This is a genomic window from Microbulbifer sp. NBRC 101763, assembly GCF_040371615.1.
Classification (GTDB): Bacteria; Pseudomonadota; Gammaproteobacteria; order Pseudomonadales; family Cellvibrionaceae; genus Microbulbifer; species Microbulbifer variabilis.
On record NZ_BAABQV010000008.1, the window covers coordinates 213,940 to 230,897 of the forward strand.

Annotated in this window: 27 protein-coding genes; 16 read left to right on the top strand and 11 right to left on the bottom strand. The window is 49.6% G+C overall.

Annotated elements, in window-relative coordinates:
- The first annotated feature begins 37 nt into the window (after positions 1 to 37).
- The 5 genes from ABWV76_RS19635 to ABWV76_RS19655 all read left to right on the top strand — a co-directional run bounded on the left by ABWV76_RS19635 (position 38) and on the right by ABWV76_RS19655 (position 4,669).
- Complete coding sequence (locus tag ABWV76_RS19635; RefSeq protein ID WP_353377028.1) at positions 38 to 883, top strand: HvfB family MNIO-type RiPP peptide maturase; 846 nt, start codon at positions 38 to 40, stop codon at positions 881 to 883.
- Entirely contained in the window at positions 864 to 1,649 is a 786-nt protein-coding gene (locus ABWV76_RS19640; protein WP_353377029.1) for an HvfC family RiPP maturation protein, read from the top strand. The genes ABWV76_RS19635 and ABWV76_RS19640 overlap by 20 nt, the downstream gene beginning before the upstream one ends.
- Positions 1,650 to 1,820: 171 nt before the next feature.
- Positions 1,821 to 2,723 carry an MlaA family lipoprotein gene (locus ABWV76_RS19645; RefSeq protein ID WP_245556659.1) on the top strand — a complete coding sequence of 301 codons (903 nt, stop codon included), beginning with the start codon at positions 1,821 to 1,823 and terminating at the stop codon, positions 2,721 to 2,723.
- 38 nt (positions 2,724 to 2,761) lie between these two features.
- The gene (locus ABWV76_RS19650; RefSeq protein WP_020412039.1) at positions 2,762 to 3,940 is read left to right on the top strand and encodes a PP2C family protein-serine/threonine phosphatase; all 1,179 of its coding nucleotides are present in this window, start codon (positions 2,762 to 2,764) and stop codon (positions 3,938 to 3,940) included.
- 210 nt (positions 3,941 to 4,150) lie between these two features.
- Entirely contained in the window at positions 4,151 to 4,669 is a 519-nt protein-coding gene (locus tag ABWV76_RS19655) for an STAS domain-containing protein (RefSeq protein ID WP_020412040.1), read from the top strand.
- A gap of 69 nt (positions 4,670 to 4,738) precedes the next feature.
- Here ABWV76_RS19655 and ABWV76_RS19660 read toward each other — a convergent pair whose 3' ends face one another.
- The 3 genes from ABWV76_RS19660 to dusA are packed head-to-tail and all read right to left on the bottom strand — an operon-like array spanning position 4,739 to position 7,205.
- Positions 4,739 to 5,197, bottom strand: a complete 459-nt coding sequence (locus ABWV76_RS19660) for a tellurite resistance TerB family protein (RefSeq protein WP_020412041.1) — start codon at positions 5,195 to 5,197, stop codon at positions 4,739 to 4,741.
- Positions 5,178 to 6,173 carry a transaldolase gene (tal, locus tag ABWV76_RS19665; RefSeq protein ID WP_020412042.1) on the bottom strand — a complete coding sequence of 332 codons (996 nt, stop codon included), beginning with the start codon at positions 6,171 to 6,173 and terminating at the stop codon, positions 5,178 to 5,180. The genes ABWV76_RS19660 and tal overlap by 20 nt, the downstream gene beginning before the upstream one ends.
- Before the next feature lie 54 nt (positions 6,174 to 6,227).
- The gene (gene dusA / locus ABWV76_RS19670) at positions 6,228 to 7,205 is read right to left on the bottom strand and encodes a tRNA dihydrouridine(20/20a) synthase DusA (protein ID WP_353377030.1); all 978 of its coding nucleotides are present in this window, start codon (positions 7,203 to 7,205) and stop codon (positions 6,228 to 6,230) included.
- 145 nt (positions 7,206 to 7,350) lie between these two features.
- Here dusA and ABWV76_RS19675 point away from each other — a divergent pair, with 145 nt between their 5' ends.
- Positions 7,351 to 8,499: a site-specific integrase gene (locus ABWV76_RS19675; protein ID WP_353377031.1), complete on the top strand. Its 1,149-nt coding sequence runs from the start codon at positions 7,351 to 7,353 to the stop codon at positions 8,497 to 8,499.
- Here ABWV76_RS19675 and ABWV76_RS19680 read toward each other — a convergent pair.
- The 7 genes from ABWV76_RS19680 to ABWV76_RS19710 form a co-directional block, all read right to left on the bottom strand.
- Positions 8,417 to 8,671 (bottom strand): pyocin activator PrtN family protein, encoded by a 255-nt coding sequence (locus ABWV76_RS19680; protein ID WP_353377032.1) that lies wholly within the window; start codon positions 8,669 to 8,671, stop codon positions 8,417 to 8,419. The two genes, ABWV76_RS19675 and ABWV76_RS19680, sit on opposite strands and share 83 nt — an antisense overlap.
- 95 nt (positions 8,672 to 8,766) lie before the next feature.
- Positions 8,767 to 9,042: a hypothetical protein gene (locus ABWV76_RS19685; protein WP_353377033.1), complete on the bottom strand. Its 276-nt coding sequence runs from the start codon at positions 9,040 to 9,042 to the stop codon at positions 8,767 to 8,769.
- A gap of 93 nt (positions 9,043 to 9,135) precedes the next feature.
- The gene (locus ABWV76_RS19690) at positions 9,136 to 9,423 is read right to left on the bottom strand and encodes a phage antirepressor KilAC domain-containing protein (RefSeq protein WP_353377034.1); all 288 of its coding nucleotides are present in this window, start codon (positions 9,421 to 9,423) and stop codon (positions 9,136 to 9,138) included.
- Positions 9,420 to 9,569: a hypothetical protein gene (locus ABWV76_RS19695; RefSeq protein ID WP_353377035.1), complete on the bottom strand. Its 150-nt coding sequence runs from the start codon at positions 9,567 to 9,569 to the stop codon at positions 9,420 to 9,422. Before ABWV76_RS19695 ends, ABWV76_RS19690 begins: the two co-directional genes overlap by 4 nt.
- Before the next feature lie 167 nt (positions 9,570 to 9,736).
- The gene (locus tag ABWV76_RS19700; RefSeq protein ID WP_353377036.1) at positions 9,737 to 10,081 is read right to left on the bottom strand and encodes a hypothetical protein; all 345 of its coding nucleotides are present in this window, start codon (positions 10,079 to 10,081) and stop codon (positions 9,737 to 9,739) included.
- On the bottom strand, positions 10,078 to 10,263 hold the full coding sequence (locus ABWV76_RS19705; protein ID WP_353377037.1) for a hypothetical protein: 186 nt from the start codon (positions 10,261 to 10,263) through the stop codon (positions 10,078 to 10,080). The genes ABWV76_RS19700 and ABWV76_RS19705 overlap by 4 nt, the downstream gene beginning before the upstream one ends.
- Positions 10,260 to 10,610, bottom strand: a complete 351-nt coding sequence (locus ABWV76_RS19710) for a response regulator transcription factor (RefSeq protein WP_353377038.1) — start codon at positions 10,608 to 10,610, stop codon at positions 10,260 to 10,262. The genes ABWV76_RS19705 and ABWV76_RS19710 overlap by 4 nt, the downstream gene beginning before the upstream one ends.
- 44 nt (positions 10,611 to 10,654) lie before the next feature.
- On the opposite strand from ABWV76_RS19710, the gene ABWV76_RS19715 reads away from it, so the two are divergent.
- The gene (locus ABWV76_RS19715; protein WP_353377039.1) at positions 10,655 to 11,587 is read left to right on the top strand and encodes a WYL domain-containing protein; all 933 of its coding nucleotides are present in this window, start codon (positions 10,655 to 10,657) and stop codon (positions 11,585 to 11,587) included.
- 8 nt (positions 11,588 to 11,595) lie between these two features.
- Here ABWV76_RS19715 and ABWV76_RS19720 read toward each other — a convergent pair whose 3' ends face one another.
- The gene (locus tag ABWV76_RS19720; protein ID WP_353377040.1) at positions 11,596 to 12,246 is read right to left on the bottom strand and encodes a helix-turn-helix domain-containing protein; all 651 of its coding nucleotides are present in this window, start codon (positions 12,244 to 12,246) and stop codon (positions 11,596 to 11,598) included.
- Positions 12,247 to 12,284: 38 nt separating this feature from the next.
- On the opposite strand from ABWV76_RS19720, the gene ABWV76_RS19725 reads away from it, so the two are divergent.
- The 9 genes from ABWV76_RS19725 to ABWV76_RS19765 all read left to right on the top strand — a co-directional run bounded on the left by ABWV76_RS19725 (position 12,285) and on the right by ABWV76_RS19765 (position 16,785).
- Positions 12,285 to 12,524: a transcriptional regulator gene (locus ABWV76_RS19725; RefSeq protein WP_353377041.1), complete on the top strand. Its 240-nt coding sequence runs from the start codon at positions 12,285 to 12,287 to the stop codon at positions 12,522 to 12,524.
- Between the two features lie 280 nt (positions 12,525 to 12,804).
- Positions 12,805 to 13,623, top strand: a complete 819-nt coding sequence (locus ABWV76_RS19730; protein ID WP_353377042.1) for a hypothetical protein — start codon at positions 12,805 to 12,807, stop codon at positions 13,621 to 13,623.
- A 26-nt stretch (positions 13,624 to 13,649) separates the two neighbouring features.
- On the top strand, positions 13,650 to 13,895 hold the full coding sequence (locus ABWV76_RS19735; protein WP_353377043.1) for a hypothetical protein: 246 nt from the start codon (positions 13,650 to 13,652) through the stop codon (positions 13,893 to 13,895).
- Positions 13,896 to 13,945: 50 nt separating this feature from the next.
- Positions 13,946 to 14,332 (top strand): hypothetical protein, encoded by a 387-nt coding sequence (locus ABWV76_RS19740; RefSeq protein ID WP_353377044.1) that lies wholly within the window; start codon positions 13,946 to 13,948, stop codon positions 14,330 to 14,332.
- A 357-nt stretch (positions 14,333 to 14,689) separates the two neighbouring features.
- Positions 14,690 to 14,890, top strand: coding sequence for a hypothetical protein (locus ABWV76_RS19745; protein ID WP_353377045.1), 201 nt, complete (start codon positions 14,690 to 14,692; stop codon positions 14,888 to 14,890).
- A gap of 228 nt (positions 14,891 to 15,118) precedes the next feature.
- Positions 15,119 to 15,511 carry a DUF5675 family protein gene (locus ABWV76_RS19750; RefSeq protein WP_353377046.1) on the top strand — a complete coding sequence of 131 codons (393 nt, stop codon included), beginning with the start codon at positions 15,119 to 15,121 and terminating at the stop codon, positions 15,509 to 15,511.
- Positions 15,511 to 15,867 carry a hypothetical protein gene (locus ABWV76_RS19755; RefSeq protein ID WP_252084500.1) on the top strand — a complete coding sequence of 119 codons (357 nt, stop codon included), beginning with the start codon at positions 15,511 to 15,513 and terminating at the stop codon, positions 15,865 to 15,867. The genes ABWV76_RS19750 and ABWV76_RS19755 overlap by 1 nt, the downstream gene beginning before the upstream one ends.
- Positions 15,864 to 16,094 (top strand): holin, encoded by a 231-nt coding sequence (locus ABWV76_RS19760; protein ID WP_245556633.1) that lies wholly within the window; start codon positions 15,864 to 15,866, stop codon positions 16,092 to 16,094. The genes ABWV76_RS19755 and ABWV76_RS19760 overlap by 4 nt, the downstream gene beginning before the upstream one ends.
- The gene (locus ABWV76_RS19765; RefSeq protein WP_353377047.1) at positions 16,084 to 16,785 is read left to right on the top strand and encodes a hypothetical protein; all 702 of its coding nucleotides are present in this window, start codon (positions 16,084 to 16,086) and stop codon (positions 16,783 to 16,785) included. Before ABWV76_RS19760 ends, ABWV76_RS19765 begins: the two co-directional genes overlap by 11 nt.
- Positions 16,786 to 16,958: the final 173 nt, after the last annotated feature.

Here is a 16,958-nt window from a genome sequence, read left to right on the forward strand (position 1 = left end):
TCTTTTCTTCACATAGAACCGTTTGAGGCAGACAGAAGTGCGAAATTATCCAGTGGAGGGGGCCGGTCTTGGACTGCGTCGCTCTATGATGGGAGAGGAAGTGCCATCTGCTGCGGTGGATTTCTTTGAGGTAGCGCCGGAAAACTGGATCGGCGTCGGTGGGCGCTATGGCCGCTGGTTTCGGGAATTTACTGAGCGCTACCCATTTATTTTGCACGGCTTGTCCCTTTCAATTGGGGCGCCGGAGCCTTTGGATATGGACCTTGTTGGGTCTATCAAGAAATTTATTCGTGAGCATGATATTCGCTATTACAGCGAGCACCTGAGCTACTGCTCCGACCACGGACATCTCTACGATTTACTGCCGATTCCCTTTACTGAAGAAGCGGTGATGTATGTCGCCGAGCGAATTCGTATTGTGCAGGATGCATTGGGGCAGCGTATTGCCATGGAAAATGTTTCCTACTATGCCGCACCAGGCCAGGAAATGAGCGAGCTGGCCTTTCTAAATGCCGTACTGGGGGAAGCAGACTGTGACCTTCTCCTTGATGTAAATAATATTTACGTCAACTCCATTAATCATCGTTACGATCCATTTGAGTTTCTGCGCGGACTTCCTTCGGAAAGAATGCGCTATGTACATGTGGCGGGACATTACGACGAGGCGGAAGATCTAAAAGTAGATACCCACGGTGCACCGGTAATTGATCCTGTGTGGGAGTTGTTGAATAAGGCTTATGAAATTCACGGTGTAATGCCAACCCTGCTTGAGCGGGATTTCAATATTCCACCCATACCGCAATTGCTCGAAGAAGTAGGGCATATCAAAACCATTCAGGCCAGTCACCAAGTAGAAGAAAACTATGTCCTCAGTCGCCGATAAAACTGACAATTTTCAGGGGTTGCAGAGAGACTTGGCTGCTCATCTGCGTGCTCCGGAGCAATGCACACCGCCTCCCCAAATTGAAGATCGGCGCTTGGCGATTTATCGGGATCTAATTTACAACAATATTGAGTCTTTTATCTCGAGCGGGTTTCCGGTGCTGCGCAGTCTCTATAGTGACGAATTCTGGCACGCTATGGTGCGTGATTTTGTGCATCACCATACTTCTAGCAGTCCCTACTTCCTGCAAATCAGTGAGGAGTTCCTCACTTACCTGCAAAATGAGCGGGGCCAGCGGGAGGGAGATCCCCCTTTTTTACTGGAGCTAGCTCACTACGAATGGGTAGAGTTGGCACTGGATGTCAGTACCGCTGAGATACCTGCCAACCTCAGCCGCGAGGGGGATATATTGGGATCCGTACCAGTAGTATCGCCCCTGGTATGGAGCCTTAGTTATCGATATCCCGTGCATCGTATTGGCCCGGTGTTCCAGCCTCAGGAACCCGATGAAACCCCCACCTTTTTGCTGGTGTATCGCGATCGCAGTGATGAGGTGAATTTCATGGAAATTAATGCGGTGACAGCGCGTTTGTTGCAACTGGCTTCAGAAGAGTCGGTCACTGGAGAGCAACTGTTGGCACAAATTGCTGCAGAGTTACCCCAGGTAGATACCAGCACCCTGAGGAGTTTTGGTGTGGAGCTATTACAGAAACTTCTGGGGAATGGTGTAATTGCAGGCCTTAAACCTCTACCTGCTGAAAAATAGGTGTCGACAGCTTATCTTTTGGCGTCATTATTATTCTAAAGCCCCGCTGCACTTGCCTGAAACTGCTTCATCTTTGACGAATCCCAGCTGCTATGCTGCCGAGGGTAGCTTACGATATGCGAGGGCGTTAGAATCCTTGGTCTTAGTATTTGTTAGTAGAGGAGCAGGGTTTTGCTAGGACGCAGAGTTTTATCGCCCTGGTTGATGGCCGCGCTGATCGCGGTTTCTCCAGTGAGTGTATTAGCGCAAGATGACCCGTTTGGAGGCGCGGCAGGGGATACCGCCGTTCAAACTGGTACTGATGGTCAGGTTACCACAAGTGGCGATGAAAATGGTTCGCTACTGGATGAATATGGCTTTGATCCCGCGGATGAATTTGGTGGTGCGGAAGGGGAGGATTTTTCCCTTCGTGACCCATGGGAAGGTTTTAACCGCGCTGTATTTAGTTTTAATGATGGCGCTGATCGCTATGTGTTGAAGCCAGCTGCCGTCAGCTATCGGCAGATCACCCCAATATTCGTGCAACACGGTGTTAGCAACTTCTTCAGTAATCTGGGTGAAGTGACCAATACCTTTAATGGCGTATTGCAAGGTAAATGGGGCCAGGCAGGCAATGATGCAGGTCGCTTGCTGATTAATACCACTATTGGTATTGCCGGTCTTTTTGATGTTGCCAAGCATATGGGGCTTGAAAAAGGCGATGGCGAGGACTTTGGTCAAACCCTGGCTGTTTGGGGGGTGCCTTCCGGTCCATACCTGGTTTTGCCGCTTCTGGGTCCTTCCACAGTTCGGGATACGCCAGCACGGGTAGTTGATTACTACACCAACCCGCTGACCTATGTGGAACATGACCCTACACGCTATACGTTGAGGGCAACCGATATTATTCAGAGCCGCGCCAGCTTGCTGCAGGCCGAATCACTGTTACAGGGGGATCGGTATGTGCTGTTACGTGATGCTTACCTGCAGCGCCGCGACTTCCTGATCGTGGATGGCGAAGTAGATGTGCAGAGTGAAACTGAAGCCGCTGAAGCGATTGACCAGGGTGAAGTTGAAGAGTCCAGTGACTACTGATCACCGGATAGAACTTACTCTTTTTCCAAGGGCCACTCATGCCCGGTCCCGGTAGCCTGTTACTGACTGATGACGAGCGCTCCCGCAGTTTCCTGCGTGGAGCACTTTCACGCCAAGGGTTCTCTGTTGCGGAGGCAAGTAGTGGGCAACAGGGTATCCAGCAATTTTCCCCCGGTCTTTTTCAATTGGTCGCGGTGGACTTCCAGTTACCCGATATGAGCGGGCTGGAGGTGTTACAAAAAATCAAACGTCAGTCTCCAGATACCTCTGTCATCGTAATTTCATCCAGTGCAGTACTGAATGATGCCCTGCAAGCAATACGCCTGGGCGCCTGCGATTATCTCCTCAAACCTCTCAAGGAAGCCGCGCAAATTGACCGGGTTATTTGTCGTATCAGCGGTGAGGAGAATCTGGCCCAGCAGAACCGGGAATATCGGGAAGCTCTGGAGCGGCGTAACATAGAGCTGCGTGATCACGTAGAGCTTTTGCGGCGGGACCAGGAGGCTGGCCGCCAGCTGCAACAGCACTTGCTGCCGCGTACGCCTTATAGTTATCCAGGTGGTATTGAGGCGAACTATCGCCTGATTCCCTCACTGTATCTCAGTGGTGACTTTGTCGATTACGGCCTGTTTGGAGAGCGTTTTGTCGCCTTCTACCTAGTGGATATTTCCGGTCATGGTGTCTCGTCTGCGCTGGTTACCGCACTCGTCAAGCACAGCATCATGCATCGTCTGCGTGAGGGTCCACTTTTTACCCAGCTGGAGTCCCTTGGCAGTGACCTGTTAGAAGTTCTCGAGCTGATCAACCGGGAGTTGTTATCCACACATATGGGCAAACATGCCAGCATGTTCGTCGGTGTTGTGGATACGGCCGCGCGCCAGCTGCATTATGCTGTTGCCGGGCAGATTCCCATGCCGGCTCTCGCCAGTGATGGTGGCGCTGATTGGTTGCCGGGCAAAGGGCGTCCGTTAGGTATCTTTGAGCGGGGTGACTGGCAGGTAATGTGCGCCGAGCTACCGCCCAGCTGGCGTTTGGTGGCGTGCTCCGATGGCGTTCTGGAGCTGCTTCAGGGAGATCTTCTGGAAAAAGAGGAGCGCCTCTTACAGATGATCGCTGAGTGCGGAGGAAATTTGGAAAGTTTGTGCCAGAGCCTGAAAGTAGATACTTTTGGGGCGTTACCGGACGATATTACGATCCTCACCCTGGGGCACAATTAGGACGAGCGTTTGCATCGACTAAATAGTCGAATTTCATGCCCTAGTATACTTGTCAGTCCGGGCAGTCAGGAGTAAGCTCCGCCCACTTTATGCACAAAATTGCACAAGGCGGCAAAACCACCGAGTGCGGCTTGTGTTCTCTACCAGTGAACTTTTGCCACCTGTTAGCACTTTCACCTAAAAGTGTATCCGGGTGAGCCAGGGGTTGTTATGCAGTCCGGGCAAATTATGGTTGGGGCCCACGAGGGCGTTTACATCATCAAGTTGATTGGTGATGTTCGGCTCAACCTTTGTACTTCATTTGATAGCTTCATCGACAACATGTTTGCGCGAGATGACTTCGCTGGGGTGGCTTTCGACCTGGACCGTGCCGAAGGTGTTGACAGCACGACCCTTGGCCTGATGGCAAAAATTGCGATTCGCGCCCAAGAGCGCGGTTGTCAAAAGCCATTGGTTTTCTCTGCCGATAAGGGAATTCAACACCTGCTTGATGCAATGGGATTTGACTCCCTGGTGGAGATCAGTAGTGAGCAATATGATATCTCCGTTGAGACTAAACCCCTGGTCTGCAACACTCCTGATGAATGTGCTGCGCGGGAGAAGGTACTGGAAGCACACCGTGTTTTGATGAGTATGAACGAGCAAAATGCGGAAACTTTCCGCGATCTGGTGCATACCCTCGAGCGGGAATGCGAGCCCTACAGCAAACGCTCCGCCCATCTGCATTGAGCTTCTTAAGGGCTCCTGCTACCGATTTGGCGCTTTAGACCTATTCCCCCAACTTATTCAGCTAGCGACTCAATTATCTTTCAAATCCCTCGCTTCCGCCCTGGCTCTGGTGAACAGTCCGTGGGGTAGGTAGATAAGTTCGGATACCCGGCGAATAAGGTGTTCCTCAAATGCCTCGATAACATCATCGGAAAAAGCGACCTGCCACATTTGCCGAACCAGCAGGTACTTGTCCTGCTCAGTGAACTGATCATTAACTGCTTGGGTAAACTCGAATAATGAGGTGGCATGCTCCCGTTGATCAATGGCCTCATCAATAATCTCGGCGGCGCTGTGTACATCTAGTGCATAGTGTTGGCAAAGTAGATGCGTGAGGGTGTCGCGCTCGCGCTGGTCCAGCTTCTGGTCCACAGTCGCCACTTCAACTAGAAGGGCGGCGCTGATCATGCGCACGTCTTTTTCATTACGTGTTTCTACATCGGCACTGTTGCCAATCTGCTCAAACAGCTTACGGATTTGTTGCAGCATCAGTTTCCTGGTGTCCCATCACTTGGCTTTGTAGCAGCATTTCAAGTCGCTGCTGGTCTTTAACAAAGTTGCGAATGCCTTCTGCTAGCTTTTCTGTAGCCATGGCATCGCTATTGAGCTGGTAGCGGAATGTCGCTTCCTCCAATCTCTGGGTTGGCCGAGCCAAAGGTTCTGTAATCGCCGGTAGGCCTCCTACCAGCATCCCCTCACTTTCCTCCAGGGACTGCAACAACTGCGGGCTGATAGTCAGGCGATCGCAGCCAGCCAAGGCTTCTATCTCACTTGTATTACGGAAACTGGCACCCATCACGATGGTGTCGTAGTCGCGGGATTTATAGTAGTGATAAATATTGCGTACCGACAATACACCGGGATCCTCTTCGCCACTGAACCCCTTGCGCTCACCATTTGCCAGGTGCCAGTCGAGGATACGGCCGACAAAAGGAGAGATTAAAGTGGCTCCGGCCTCGGCACAGGCGATGGCCTGGCACAGGCTGAATAGCAAGGTCAGGTTACAGTGGATGCCTTCTTGTTCCAGGATTTCTGCCGCTGCAATACCCTCCCAGGTGGAAGCAATTTTGATGAGCACACGGTCCCTTTCTACATTCGTTTGTTCGTAGAGAGTGATCAGGTGCCTGGCGTAATCAATTGTGGCGCGGGTATCGAACGAGAGTCGCGCATCCACCTCGGTGGAAACCACGCCGGGGACCAGCTGTAATATCTCTGTACCGATACCCACTGCTAGCTTAATTGCCGCTAATCGCGCTGTCTCCGCTGTCCCACGTTGCTTCTGGTGGCGAGCTGCCCACCCCAATGACTCTTTGATAAGCGATTTGTATTGAGGGAGCTGGGCGGCCTTGTACAGTAGTGAGGGGTTGGTGGTGGCATCTTGAGGGCGGTAGCGGCGGATAGCCTCAATATCACCCGTATCGGCCACTACTAAGCTGCGCTGTTTAAGTTGTTCCAATTTGTTCATTGCACTCCCTCTGTCATTGATTGGCCTCCATTTCCAGCCATCTTGGTTTACCCTCTATGCGGCCTGGGTAACGAGCGTTAAAGCGTGTTCAACAATTTCTGGTCCGGCCCCTTTCTTGTGGGCATTCTCACTTAGGTGGCGGCGGAATCGCCGCGCGCCCGGCAGCCCCTGGAAAAGCCCGAGCATATGTCGGGTAATATGATTCAGGCGCTGGCCGCGCTGCATTTCATTTTCTATATAGGGCAGCATTTGCTCGACCACTTGCGCTGCATCCGGCCCTTCACTTTCACCAAATAGCAGGCTATCCACTTGGGCAAGGATTGCCGGAGTTTGATAGGCTGCACGCCCCAGCATAACACCGTCCATATGCCGCAAATGTTGCAGGCTCTCTTCTAGCGAGTTAATACCGCCGTTAATAATGATTTGTAGCTGTGGATAGTCCTGTTTCAGACGGTAAACCATATCGTAATTAAGTGGGGGGATTTCGCGGTTTTCCTTTGGGCTGAGGCCTTTTAGCCAGGCTTTGCGCGCATGTACGATAAATGTGTCAGTGCCAATAGCTGCCTGGGCCTCCACAAAACGGGTCAGGCCAGGATAGTCCTCCATATCATCAATACCGATTCGGTGCTTTACCGTAACTGGGATAGATACTGCTTCGCGCATCGCGGACAGACCCTCAGCTACCACATCCGGTTCTGCCATCAGGCAGGCACCAAAACGGCCCGATTGCACCCGGTCACTGGGGCAGCCGCAGTTGAGGTTAATTTCAGCGTAGCCCCACTCCTCGGCGATACGGGCGCATTCGGCCAGCTCTCTGGGATCGCTTCCGCCCAGTTGCAGGGCTACGGGTTGCTCTGCTGCATCAAACTGCAGGTGGCGCTCCCTGTCTCCATGCAATATTGCCCCAGTAGTCACCATCTCCGAATACAAGCGTGCCCGCTTACTCAACAGGCGCCACATATAGCGGCAATGGCGATCACTCCAGTCTAAAAGTGGTGCGGTGCAAAAGCGGTGGGGGCTGTATTCTGGCATAACTTCTTGATTTTACTGCGTTTAACGGAATTGTAAGCGCTTCTGCTTAAGCCTTCAAAGGCGCCTAAAAACCCTGTTTTAACCGGTTTTCTTCGTCTGTGTGGTACATTACTGGTACAAGGAATTGCTTGTACCAGTGAGGGTAATGATGGCCACGATCAGGGCACGAAAGAATGCCAAGGGGGAGGTGCGCTATACGGCGCAGATCCGAATTTTCAGGGATTCAAAGGTAGTTTATACGGAGTCAGAGACGTTCGGCAAAAAGGCCCTGGCTAAGGCGTGGGCGGACAAGCGCGAATCTGAGCTTCGCGATCCTGTTGAGTGGCATAAAAGCCAACACCGTGGCATCACTGTCGGTCAGGTGTTGCAGACCTACCTTGATGACTTTATTGACGTCGGAAGCTTCGGGCGCTCAAAACTCTCCACGATTAAAATGCTAATTAAGCGGCCAGATATTGCAGATCTTGACGCCGTTAATTTGCGCCGGTCTGAAATACTCAATTATCTTCGCAGGCGATTAAAAGAGGCGAAACCGCAGACAGTTAAAAATGACATCATGTGGCTATCCGTTGCATTCAGAGCTGTTGCCGCAAGTCGTGAGTGGCCTGTTGCTGTGGGTGAAGTCAGCACTGCATTTGATCTTGCAGTACAGACACGCATGGTTGCCAGAGCTGAAAGGCGAGATCGGCGACCAGAACTGCAAGAGTTGAATACTTTTATCGAATATTGTCGAGCGAGTAGAAAGCTAAAGATCCCCATGGATGAGCTGGTGTTATTCGCTATTTTCTCCGCGCGTCGTATGGAGGAAATTACCGAGTTACGCTGGGATGATTTGGATGAAAAGCGCCAGCAAATTCTAGTGCGTGATGCTAAAGACCCGGTGCGCCCTGTCTCTTTCTGGGTGCATTTACCTGATGAAGCGCTGGCAATTATTTTACGCCAGCCGCGCAAAGATGAGCGTATATTCCCGTACTTGGCAAAGTCGGTGGGCGGGCGCTTTGGCGTGATCAATAAAGTGTTGGGAATTACTGATCTGCATTTCCATGACTTGCGCCATGAAGCTGCCAGTTATTGGTTTGAGCGCGGCTTGGCAATCCAGCGGGTGGCCCAGATTACCGGCCACCGCACTTGGTCAACACTGCAACGCTATACCCATTTGTATGACTTTGGAGAGGTGGATAAATACGCGGGCTGGAAATATCGTCCTGTACTCAAGCGCTGTTCAAGCGCTGCCAATCATTCATCGCCTCTTGCCGGCATTGATCGATGTGCTGAGCCAGATCATTCGCATTGATAAGCCATTCAGATTTCTGTGACCCGCCGCGATAGGCGGGAACAGGCAGCTGGTGCAAGCGCGCGCGTTCCATCGCTTTTCTAGGCAGCATACCGAAATACTTCTGGCAGCATTCCTTGAGCGGGATATCCACACTGCCGAATTCCGCCATTAGTAAAAATATCGTATTCATAATGGTGATCCTTTCCTTCTAGCTTTGCACCAGGGCAAAGCCCTGGCCTTCGTGTATGAGTGCGCCCGCTTGCTGCGGAAAGAAATTTTTGAGAGCTAGCAATAATTTGGTTCGCTTGCGCTGCCTATCTCAGTAGGGCAGTTTTTTTCTTTGTCTTCCCGTCGCTTTAATTTTCCGTTAATTACGCTATAAACTTTTGCGGTGTCAGTTTTCTTATCAAAGATCTGTGCCCAGTGAGTAAATATCTCATTCTTGGCTACCTGCTTTGCGGCTTCCTGTGCTTCCTCTTCAGTGTGGAATGACTGTTTGAAGTCTTTAATTCCACCCATCATTAAGTTGTAGGCGCCGCAGAAAAGTGCGTATCTCTTCATTTGATCCTCCATGCTTTATTAAAAAAGGGCTCCGCACTGGCAGCCCAGGGACGGTTACAGCTGACTAAATGCGCCGGGGCGCGGTTAAAATTTTTAACTGGCTTTAAGAAGGTTTTCTTTTTCGAGTAAATCGCGAATCCAGACCATGCCTTTCGAGGTAACCTTGGTGTTTATGTAAGGCACCTTAACTGGGCCGCGATTGAATTCGGCATTCTCTGCAACCATTAAGCCCTGCTTTACGGCAGTTTTAGTGGGGGAGTTGCGTAACGGCTCGCGGCTATGCAAAAGGTCATGATTTCGCAGCAGTTTTAGAAGGTTATTCCTGCCCATTTCTAGTGCTCGGGCGGCCTGGGTGATGGTGAATAGTTTTTCCTTTTTCACGTTGCCTCCTGATTTTTTGGTTTTATTTGTGAGGTTTGAGCCTTTTGAGCTACGAGCTTGTGTAGTTGATTTATTTGGATTTGTTGTAGCTGTACTGCGCGTGCTAGCTCTTCGTAAAGCTCTAAAATCCGGCTAAATTCACTCATGGCTTAACCCCATTGTTTTTTGAATTTCCTTTCTCTGCCGATGGCGGGCTCCCAGTATCGACAGGGTTGGCAGTTCCAGCCGCGTAATTGCAATTGCCCGTTAAATGCTGGTTCTGCGGGTTTTCCACAGTGACGGCAGGGAACTTTCGGAAGCGGCTGAGATTGGCTCACGAGGCGATATTCTCGTTAATTTGGCTGGACAGCTGTTCCAGCGACTTGAGATAAGCATTAGCTTGTTCGCGCCCTAGAAAAAAAGCGTTATTGATCGCCTCTTCGCGGTTATCCCCATGACCTTGTGCCAGTCCTGTGGTGGATCCAGAGCTGTCGTTAATATTCAGGCAGGCATGGAAATTTTTCCTTCCGTTTGGGTAGCGACGGACGGTAATGTCTCCGATTGTTTTGCCTTGCAGTAAAACCTCTGTTTTGCTCACCACAGTCCATATATGACTGAATTCATCCTCGGATGTATCGACAGCAGTGAGGGGTTGATCAATGAACTCAAGATTGTTCATGCGGCATCACCTCCGATTGGGGGCCAGTTATTGTTTTGTGTTGGCCGTGCAAAAGTGTGTTTTGGCTGCACTAAACGGATGTGTGCTTTGTAGTCGGCGTTGGCGATATCGATGCGGCGTTTCAACTGGTCGATATTGCTTTTACTCATGGCAGTTGGATGTACAAACACGATGGCGGTCATGCGAAGTTCTCCCGGTTACGGATGCGAATAGTTCGAACTGTGGGGCGGCGTTGGATGCGGGTGCGCAGTTGTTCCTGTGCGTCTGAACCAATGCCGTTAAGAACTGAGGCGATCAGGGCGAATTGGATTAATCCGTGTTTTACCGCTTTAGCCACTGCGTCTGTGCTGTTGCGGGCGTGCAGTTTGTAGAAGCATTCGGTCAGCAGGTTGCTGACATTGGTGACTGAGCACCGCATAGCCTGGGCGGTCTCGCGGTTGGATAGCCCTTTGGCGCGGTGCGTCAGAGCTTCGGCTTGGCGTGGGGCCAGTGGTTGGTACCAGGAAGGCATTTTTTGCTGCGTGGCCATCTTTTATAACCCACATGTTTATTTATTTGTTTGAGGATAAACGCGTGGGTTACTTGATGTCAACAGGTGGGTTATATAAGTTTCAAGAAATTGTGTTTAATCTCATAGTAGAAAAACAAAGGAGTGTTTTTATGGGACTTCAAGAGTTTCTTATATTGGGTGGGGTGTTATTCGCACTTTGGCTGCGTCACCGATTTGTCCGTGCTCGGGCCGAACATGAGGAAAATGTGCGTCGTGAAAATGAGCGCCTGGAAGGTAGCTATCAGCGAAACGAGGAAGCTAATTATGAGGTGCAGATAGATTCAAAAGAAGATTATGATGCCTGGGAGGGTGGTTTTGGGGATGCCACAGATTCAATAGAGGTCAATGCACATTTACAGATTGACTATATGGATGGTGATGGGAAAAGTACCACTCGGTCTGTCAAAGTGAAAAAACTCAATGAGATGTTAACTGGCAGTATGGTAATAGGCTTCTGTGAATTACGAGGGGCAAGACGTACTTTCCGTATAGATCGCATCACAGAGTGCATAGACTTGGAGACTGGGGAGTGTGTTACTAGTGTAAGAGAATTTCTGGTTAATAAATTTGAATCATCGCCAGAAAGGATTATGGACACTTTTGAATTGGAATTTATAGACGTTCTGAAAATTCTTTACTTTGTCGCAAAGGCTGATGGGCAGTTCAAAAAAGAAGAAAAAACCGTAATAGCAGAATATGTGCGAAAGCTCGTCTGTGATGATCGGGTTACTTCTCAAATGATTGATAAAGTATTTCGTAGTTATGATGTCCCCTCGTTGCAATCATTCAAATTAGCAGTTGGCCGAGTGGTGAAGGCCCAGGAAGTCGATACCGATCTTTTAATTGATTGCTGCAGGAAGATTGTGAATACACAAAAAACAGTGCATCCAGCCGAGAGAGCTGCATTAGAGTACATGGAAAAAAGGCGGACCAAGAGTCTCGCAGATGGAGTGTAGAGTTGCTGTTACTTAACCATTAGGAGCAGGCTGTTTTTCAGTGCGGCAGCGTGTTCCGCTGTGAAAGAGCCCTCTTTAGTTTTTTCTTCAATCAGTAAAATAAGCTCCTGAACCTCTCTTGGCAGCTGCTCCGTTTTTTTTATTTTATAGTCCGGTGAAGCCTCCATCACTCTTTGGACCCGAGGGTAATCCAGAGACCCTTGGGGAAGGTCGAGGGCAGTTTCAATCTTTCGTGCATCGCGAGAGCCAATACGCTCGTGTGCCCGAATGATTCTCAATGCGGTACCTTCACCTAACACATATAGTTTTTTTTGAAGCTCCGTCTCTCCATATTGCCCTAGAAGGTAATCAAAGTTAGTGATGCGGATATCTTGGATAGTGGAGTCAGCGATAGTTTCTGCAATCCAGCTGATATCAGTAGGCTTGCAGTTAAGCATTTGAGCCACCCGGACAGAGTGGGCGGCAGCAACCCCCCGTTTTCGCCAGTGGGTGATTGTTTGAGGGTTTACGCCCAGCTCACGGGCGAGGTCAGCCCATTTGATGCCGGCAGCTCGTGCCAAGCGTTCAAATTCGGCCCCCTTAATTTTTGATTCTTCAGAGCGTTTCTTTTCCATAACCGTGAAGTTTACACAGACACCTATTGCGCGGACAGAACCCACATGTTTATACTTTGAATATAACCATGTGGGTTCTGTTTATGTCTGAAGCAATCGAAGATGCAATTAAGTACTTTGGTTCTGCTCGGGAGTTGGCCCGGCAGCTAGGGGTTACTTCTATGGCCGTAAGCCATTGGAAGAACCGTGGGGTGCCAGTCGTTAGGGCTCTTCAGGTTGACCTGTTGACGAAGGGAAAAGTGCCAAAAGAGCGATTACGACCTGACATTTTTGACCCTCTGGGAGCGGGAAATGACCCTGCAATAGTTGAGCAGGCAAGCTGAGCGGGTGCGGGTTAGTCGGTGAAGCCAGAATAACGATCATTTTCAAATCCCCATTTTATTGTCCTGCCATTCTGCGGTGGATGAGGGGTGGGATTAATTCATTGCGGTATATGGGGTTTTATACAGGGCAGGGAAACCTGCTGACAGCTGGGGAAGACCGGTGGCACTTCTTTGTGCCTTAAGCGCTTCTGCTAGGTGGAATTCGCTATGTACGAATAGTGAAATCAAGGATAGGTAAAAACAATATGACCAGTTTGTTTTGTTTTAGGGGGGTTGCTGCATGATTCGTCGAAGTGCTCGGCCATCTTCAAATTATTTGGTGGTCTCTAATTCCGTTGTGTGTGATCGCCGTATTTCATTCGCTGCTGGCGGCTTGTTGCTGCATCTGTTGTCTAAGCCTGATCATTGGGAGGTTTCCCCTTCGGCGCTGGCCAAAGAGGCTCAGGAGGGTAGGGACAAGATCTATAAATTGTTAGGTGAGTTGATTGGTGCTGGTTATTGCAAGCGAATTACTCGACGCGGTGAACGGGGAAAAATAGTCGGTACAGACTATGAAATCTCTGATGCACCACGAGATGCTGATCCACTTCCTGAAAACCCGGATACGGATTTACCGGATACGGATTTACCGGATACGGATTTACCGGATACGGATTTACCGGATACGGATTTGCCAGATACGGATTTACCGTATCCGGGTTTGCCGACACAAGAAAGTAAAGATACTAAGAAAGTAACTAATCTAGAAAATAATCAGAGAGAGAGCGAGCAGGGGGGTGCCCTTGCTGTTCCCCAAGAACCCACCACGCCATCCAAGCGCGGTTCTCGCCTTCCCGATGATTGGCAGCTCACCCAGGAATTCTACGATGAGGCGGCCAAGGTTCGCCCAGAGGTGATTCACCAGATTTACGATATCGCGGCCAGCTTTGGTGATTACTGGAAATCTCAGTCGGGTAGGCAGGGGGTGAGGTGCGATTGGATGGCTGTATGGCGAAACTGGGTGAGGCGGGAAAGGTTTGTTCCTCCGAAGCGGCCAGCGCCACAGCGGCGAACGCGAAACCTCAGCGCAGTAGAAATCGCAACGGATACCAATTGGTAAAACCCAATCACCAAGGAGAGCTCATCATGTGCACAGTCACCATCCCAGAAGCCATCGAAAGGATTTCCACAACCAACCCCAGCAGCCCCCTAGCCGTATTCCGCACCAAGTACGCCCGCCTCGTGGAGGTTGTGTTTGCGAATACGGTGGTTACCCAATTCTGGATAAACCAGGGCCATATAAATTACCTGGGCACGTATCACCGAGATAATTTGCACGCGGCCGAAAGGCGATTTCAGGATTATTACGAGAGCATGCCGCAGGCTGCGTGATGGGGTGTGTGCCTGGTTTTTGGCTTTAAAGATTTGAAGGGGGAGGGGCAGTGTCTGAATTAGGTATTCGTGATCTCTTGTGGGAGTGGGCCAGAGCTTATCCTGAGAGGGCGGGAGATTCTGTATCTTGGCCGCGTAAGTCTGCTTTTGCGAGGGAGATAGTATCGGGTCATAGGGAGAGCCCTATACCGGTGAATGAGGCACGGGCAGAAGAAACTGATCAGGTTGTAGGTATGTACCTCCGGGCAGTCAAGGGGCGGAAGAGCCAGAGTAAGGTAGAGGCTGAGTTAGAGGTATTTTGGCTCCGCTATTTTCGAAGATGGGAATTGCAGGATGTGGCCAAGGCGATCAAGAAATCGGTGGCCAGTATTAAGATTTTATGCCAAATCATTGAGTCCAGTATTGAGATGGGGTACAAGATGCGAGAGGCGTCTTAGCTAAAATGGAAATAATACTTACCCCCTCTGGTAATTAGAACAGTTTGTAATTATATCAATTTGATCTGTTTATTGGTGCCAATATTATTGGTGATCAGCTAGGCAAGCTGACTTATGGCCAGTCCTGATAACAATCTAGGTCTATTTGGAGTTGTTTCTAATTTTATTTCTTATTCGATTATGTTTTTTGTGAAATCCAGCTGGATGTATTAGCCTTTTTTGAGGTTGTTTTGTTTGCTGTGGTTCTTTATGGACTAACACATATAAACCGAGAGCAGCCTTTCTATTTTCTTTTAAATTACTATTTTACTTCTTGTTGGCATTGAAGTTCTTAACTGCTTGAGCAGAGGTGATATAATGGAAGAAGTTTGTCTGAAATCTTTTGAAGAAGTATTAAAGGGTATTATTCCCGGATCAAATGTACAAGTAACAACAAAAAATGGTGAGCGATATAGTGGAAAGTTTTTAGAGGTGAAAGACATGATCATTATACTAAATGAGCCTAACAGTTTTATACCATTGTGTGAGGTTTCAGCTGTCCAAGCTTTTATAACTTAGTGCTTATTTATTAGATATAAATGGTCTCCCAGCTAGGATGGTTGCTTATCTCTCAAGTACACCAATCAATTACTGTGTGCTTGTATCCCTGCTGTATGTCTTGACAGCTAGCTGTGAAGTGAGTAGTTTTAGGTAAGCTGTCCAATTTTATGCGCAGCAACCATGAATTTTTTCTAAACCGGCCTTGAGCCGGTTTTTTTGTGCCCGAAATCCGGGAGCTAATACCTCATGTTTGAATTAATGCGATTCGCCTATGGGCCTGATGCCACATTGGGTCGGCTGAAGGTGAGTGATCAATTGTTTTATACCGTAGAACGCCCTTGGCTGGGAAATCGCCCATTTGAGAGCTGTATTCCCGAAGGTATTTATTCTTGTGAGGCGTATAGCTCACAGAAATATCCAAACGTGTGGGAGCTGGCAAATGTTCCTGGGCGCAAAAAAATATTAATCCATTCAGCCAATTACGCATCTGACGTTCAAGGATGCATAGGTGTTGGCTCAGGTGTCGCTCCCGGTGGCTGGTGGGTGATGCAGTCTCGTAAGGCAATGCAGCGGTTGCGAGAGCTGCTGCCGCCTGAGTTTGATCTGACAATTACGCACTATGTGCCGGAGTATCCGTGATGGGTATTTGGTCTGGGGTTAAGGGATTATTTGCTGGCCCAGAGTCTGCGGGCAAGGTGCTGGATGCCACTGTAAATACTGTGGATGCGGTGTGGTTTACCAATGAGGAAAAATCCCGTTGGTATCTCAAATACCTGGAAGCCACGCAGCCGCAGAACCGGGCACGACGATTAATTGCCTTTCTGGTGACCTTGGTTTGGGCGCTGTTGGTTTTATTTATTGCGGCGGCCATGGCTTTCAAAGCGCCTTTTGTAGCAGATCTTAAGGGCCTGCTAGTTGATGTGGTTGTGCAGCCTTACAGCATCATCATCGGCTTCTATTTCGTGAAGTCGTGGGTGAGTGAGGTTAAGCGGTGAACACTGTAGCTCAAGAGGCAGCGAGGGAAGCCATGGTTCAGAAGGTCGCCAGTGCAACCACTACGGTTGCTGCGGGTACAGCGGTAGTCGGTGGATATGCAGCACAAGAGTTATTGGCGGTGGGTGGTTTCTTGATTGCTTTGAGTGGGTTCATTGTGAATTGGTATTACAACCATAAGCGCTTGAAGCTGCAGGAAAGGCAGCAGGACGGGGACGATGGACGTTAGTGTAAAGCTGGATACTTCAAAGTTTGATCGGGCATCTGCTGAATTAAAAAAGCAGTTACCTTATGCCAGTTCGGTTGCCCTAAATAACGTGGCCTTTCGTATACGGGGAGAAGAGCGCTCAGCGATGGGGCGGGTATTTAAAAACCCGGCAAAGTTAACGCTGAACTCTGTATTGGTAAAGAAAGCCACGAAGCGTTCTGGCATTGCCAAAGTCTTTATCCGTGATCAGGTTTCCAACGGTACAGCCCCTAGCAAATATCTAGCCCCATCGGTCATGAATGTGAACCGAAACGACAAGCGCTTTGAGCGTGCCCTTCGATATATGGGTGTCCTGCCTGCTGGTATATATGTGGTGCATGGCGAGGCGGCGAGATTAAACAAGCACGGGAATATCTCAGCAGCAACCTATAAAAAAATTCTGGCTGAGCTTCGGGCCGGATCTGGTAGTACGCAGGATAAGAAGGGTAAGTATTTCGTTGGCAAAGTTAATGGTGTCTTAGGCGTTTGGAAGAGGGCAGGCGGTAAGCGCCGGCCAACGGTTAAGCCCATCCTGATATTCCTCAAAGGAAAACCAGATTACCGCAAGCGTTTCCCATTTATCCGCATTGCCGAAGGCATAGCGCGGCGTCACCTGCCGATTGAACTGGATAAGGCCATGGACCATGCGATTGCGACCGCAAAGAGACGTTGAACGGGTCCTCCTGAGGGGGCCAACACACGGGTGATTCGGACCCCGTTTTTTTAACAGATATCTGAAATTTCCTAGGGGGTTATACCTTGGCTGAAAACCTATCACTTGATGATCAGGCAACCCAGTCTGGTTTCGCTCGCCTGGTTGGTGCTTCTCAACCTGCTATTTCCAAG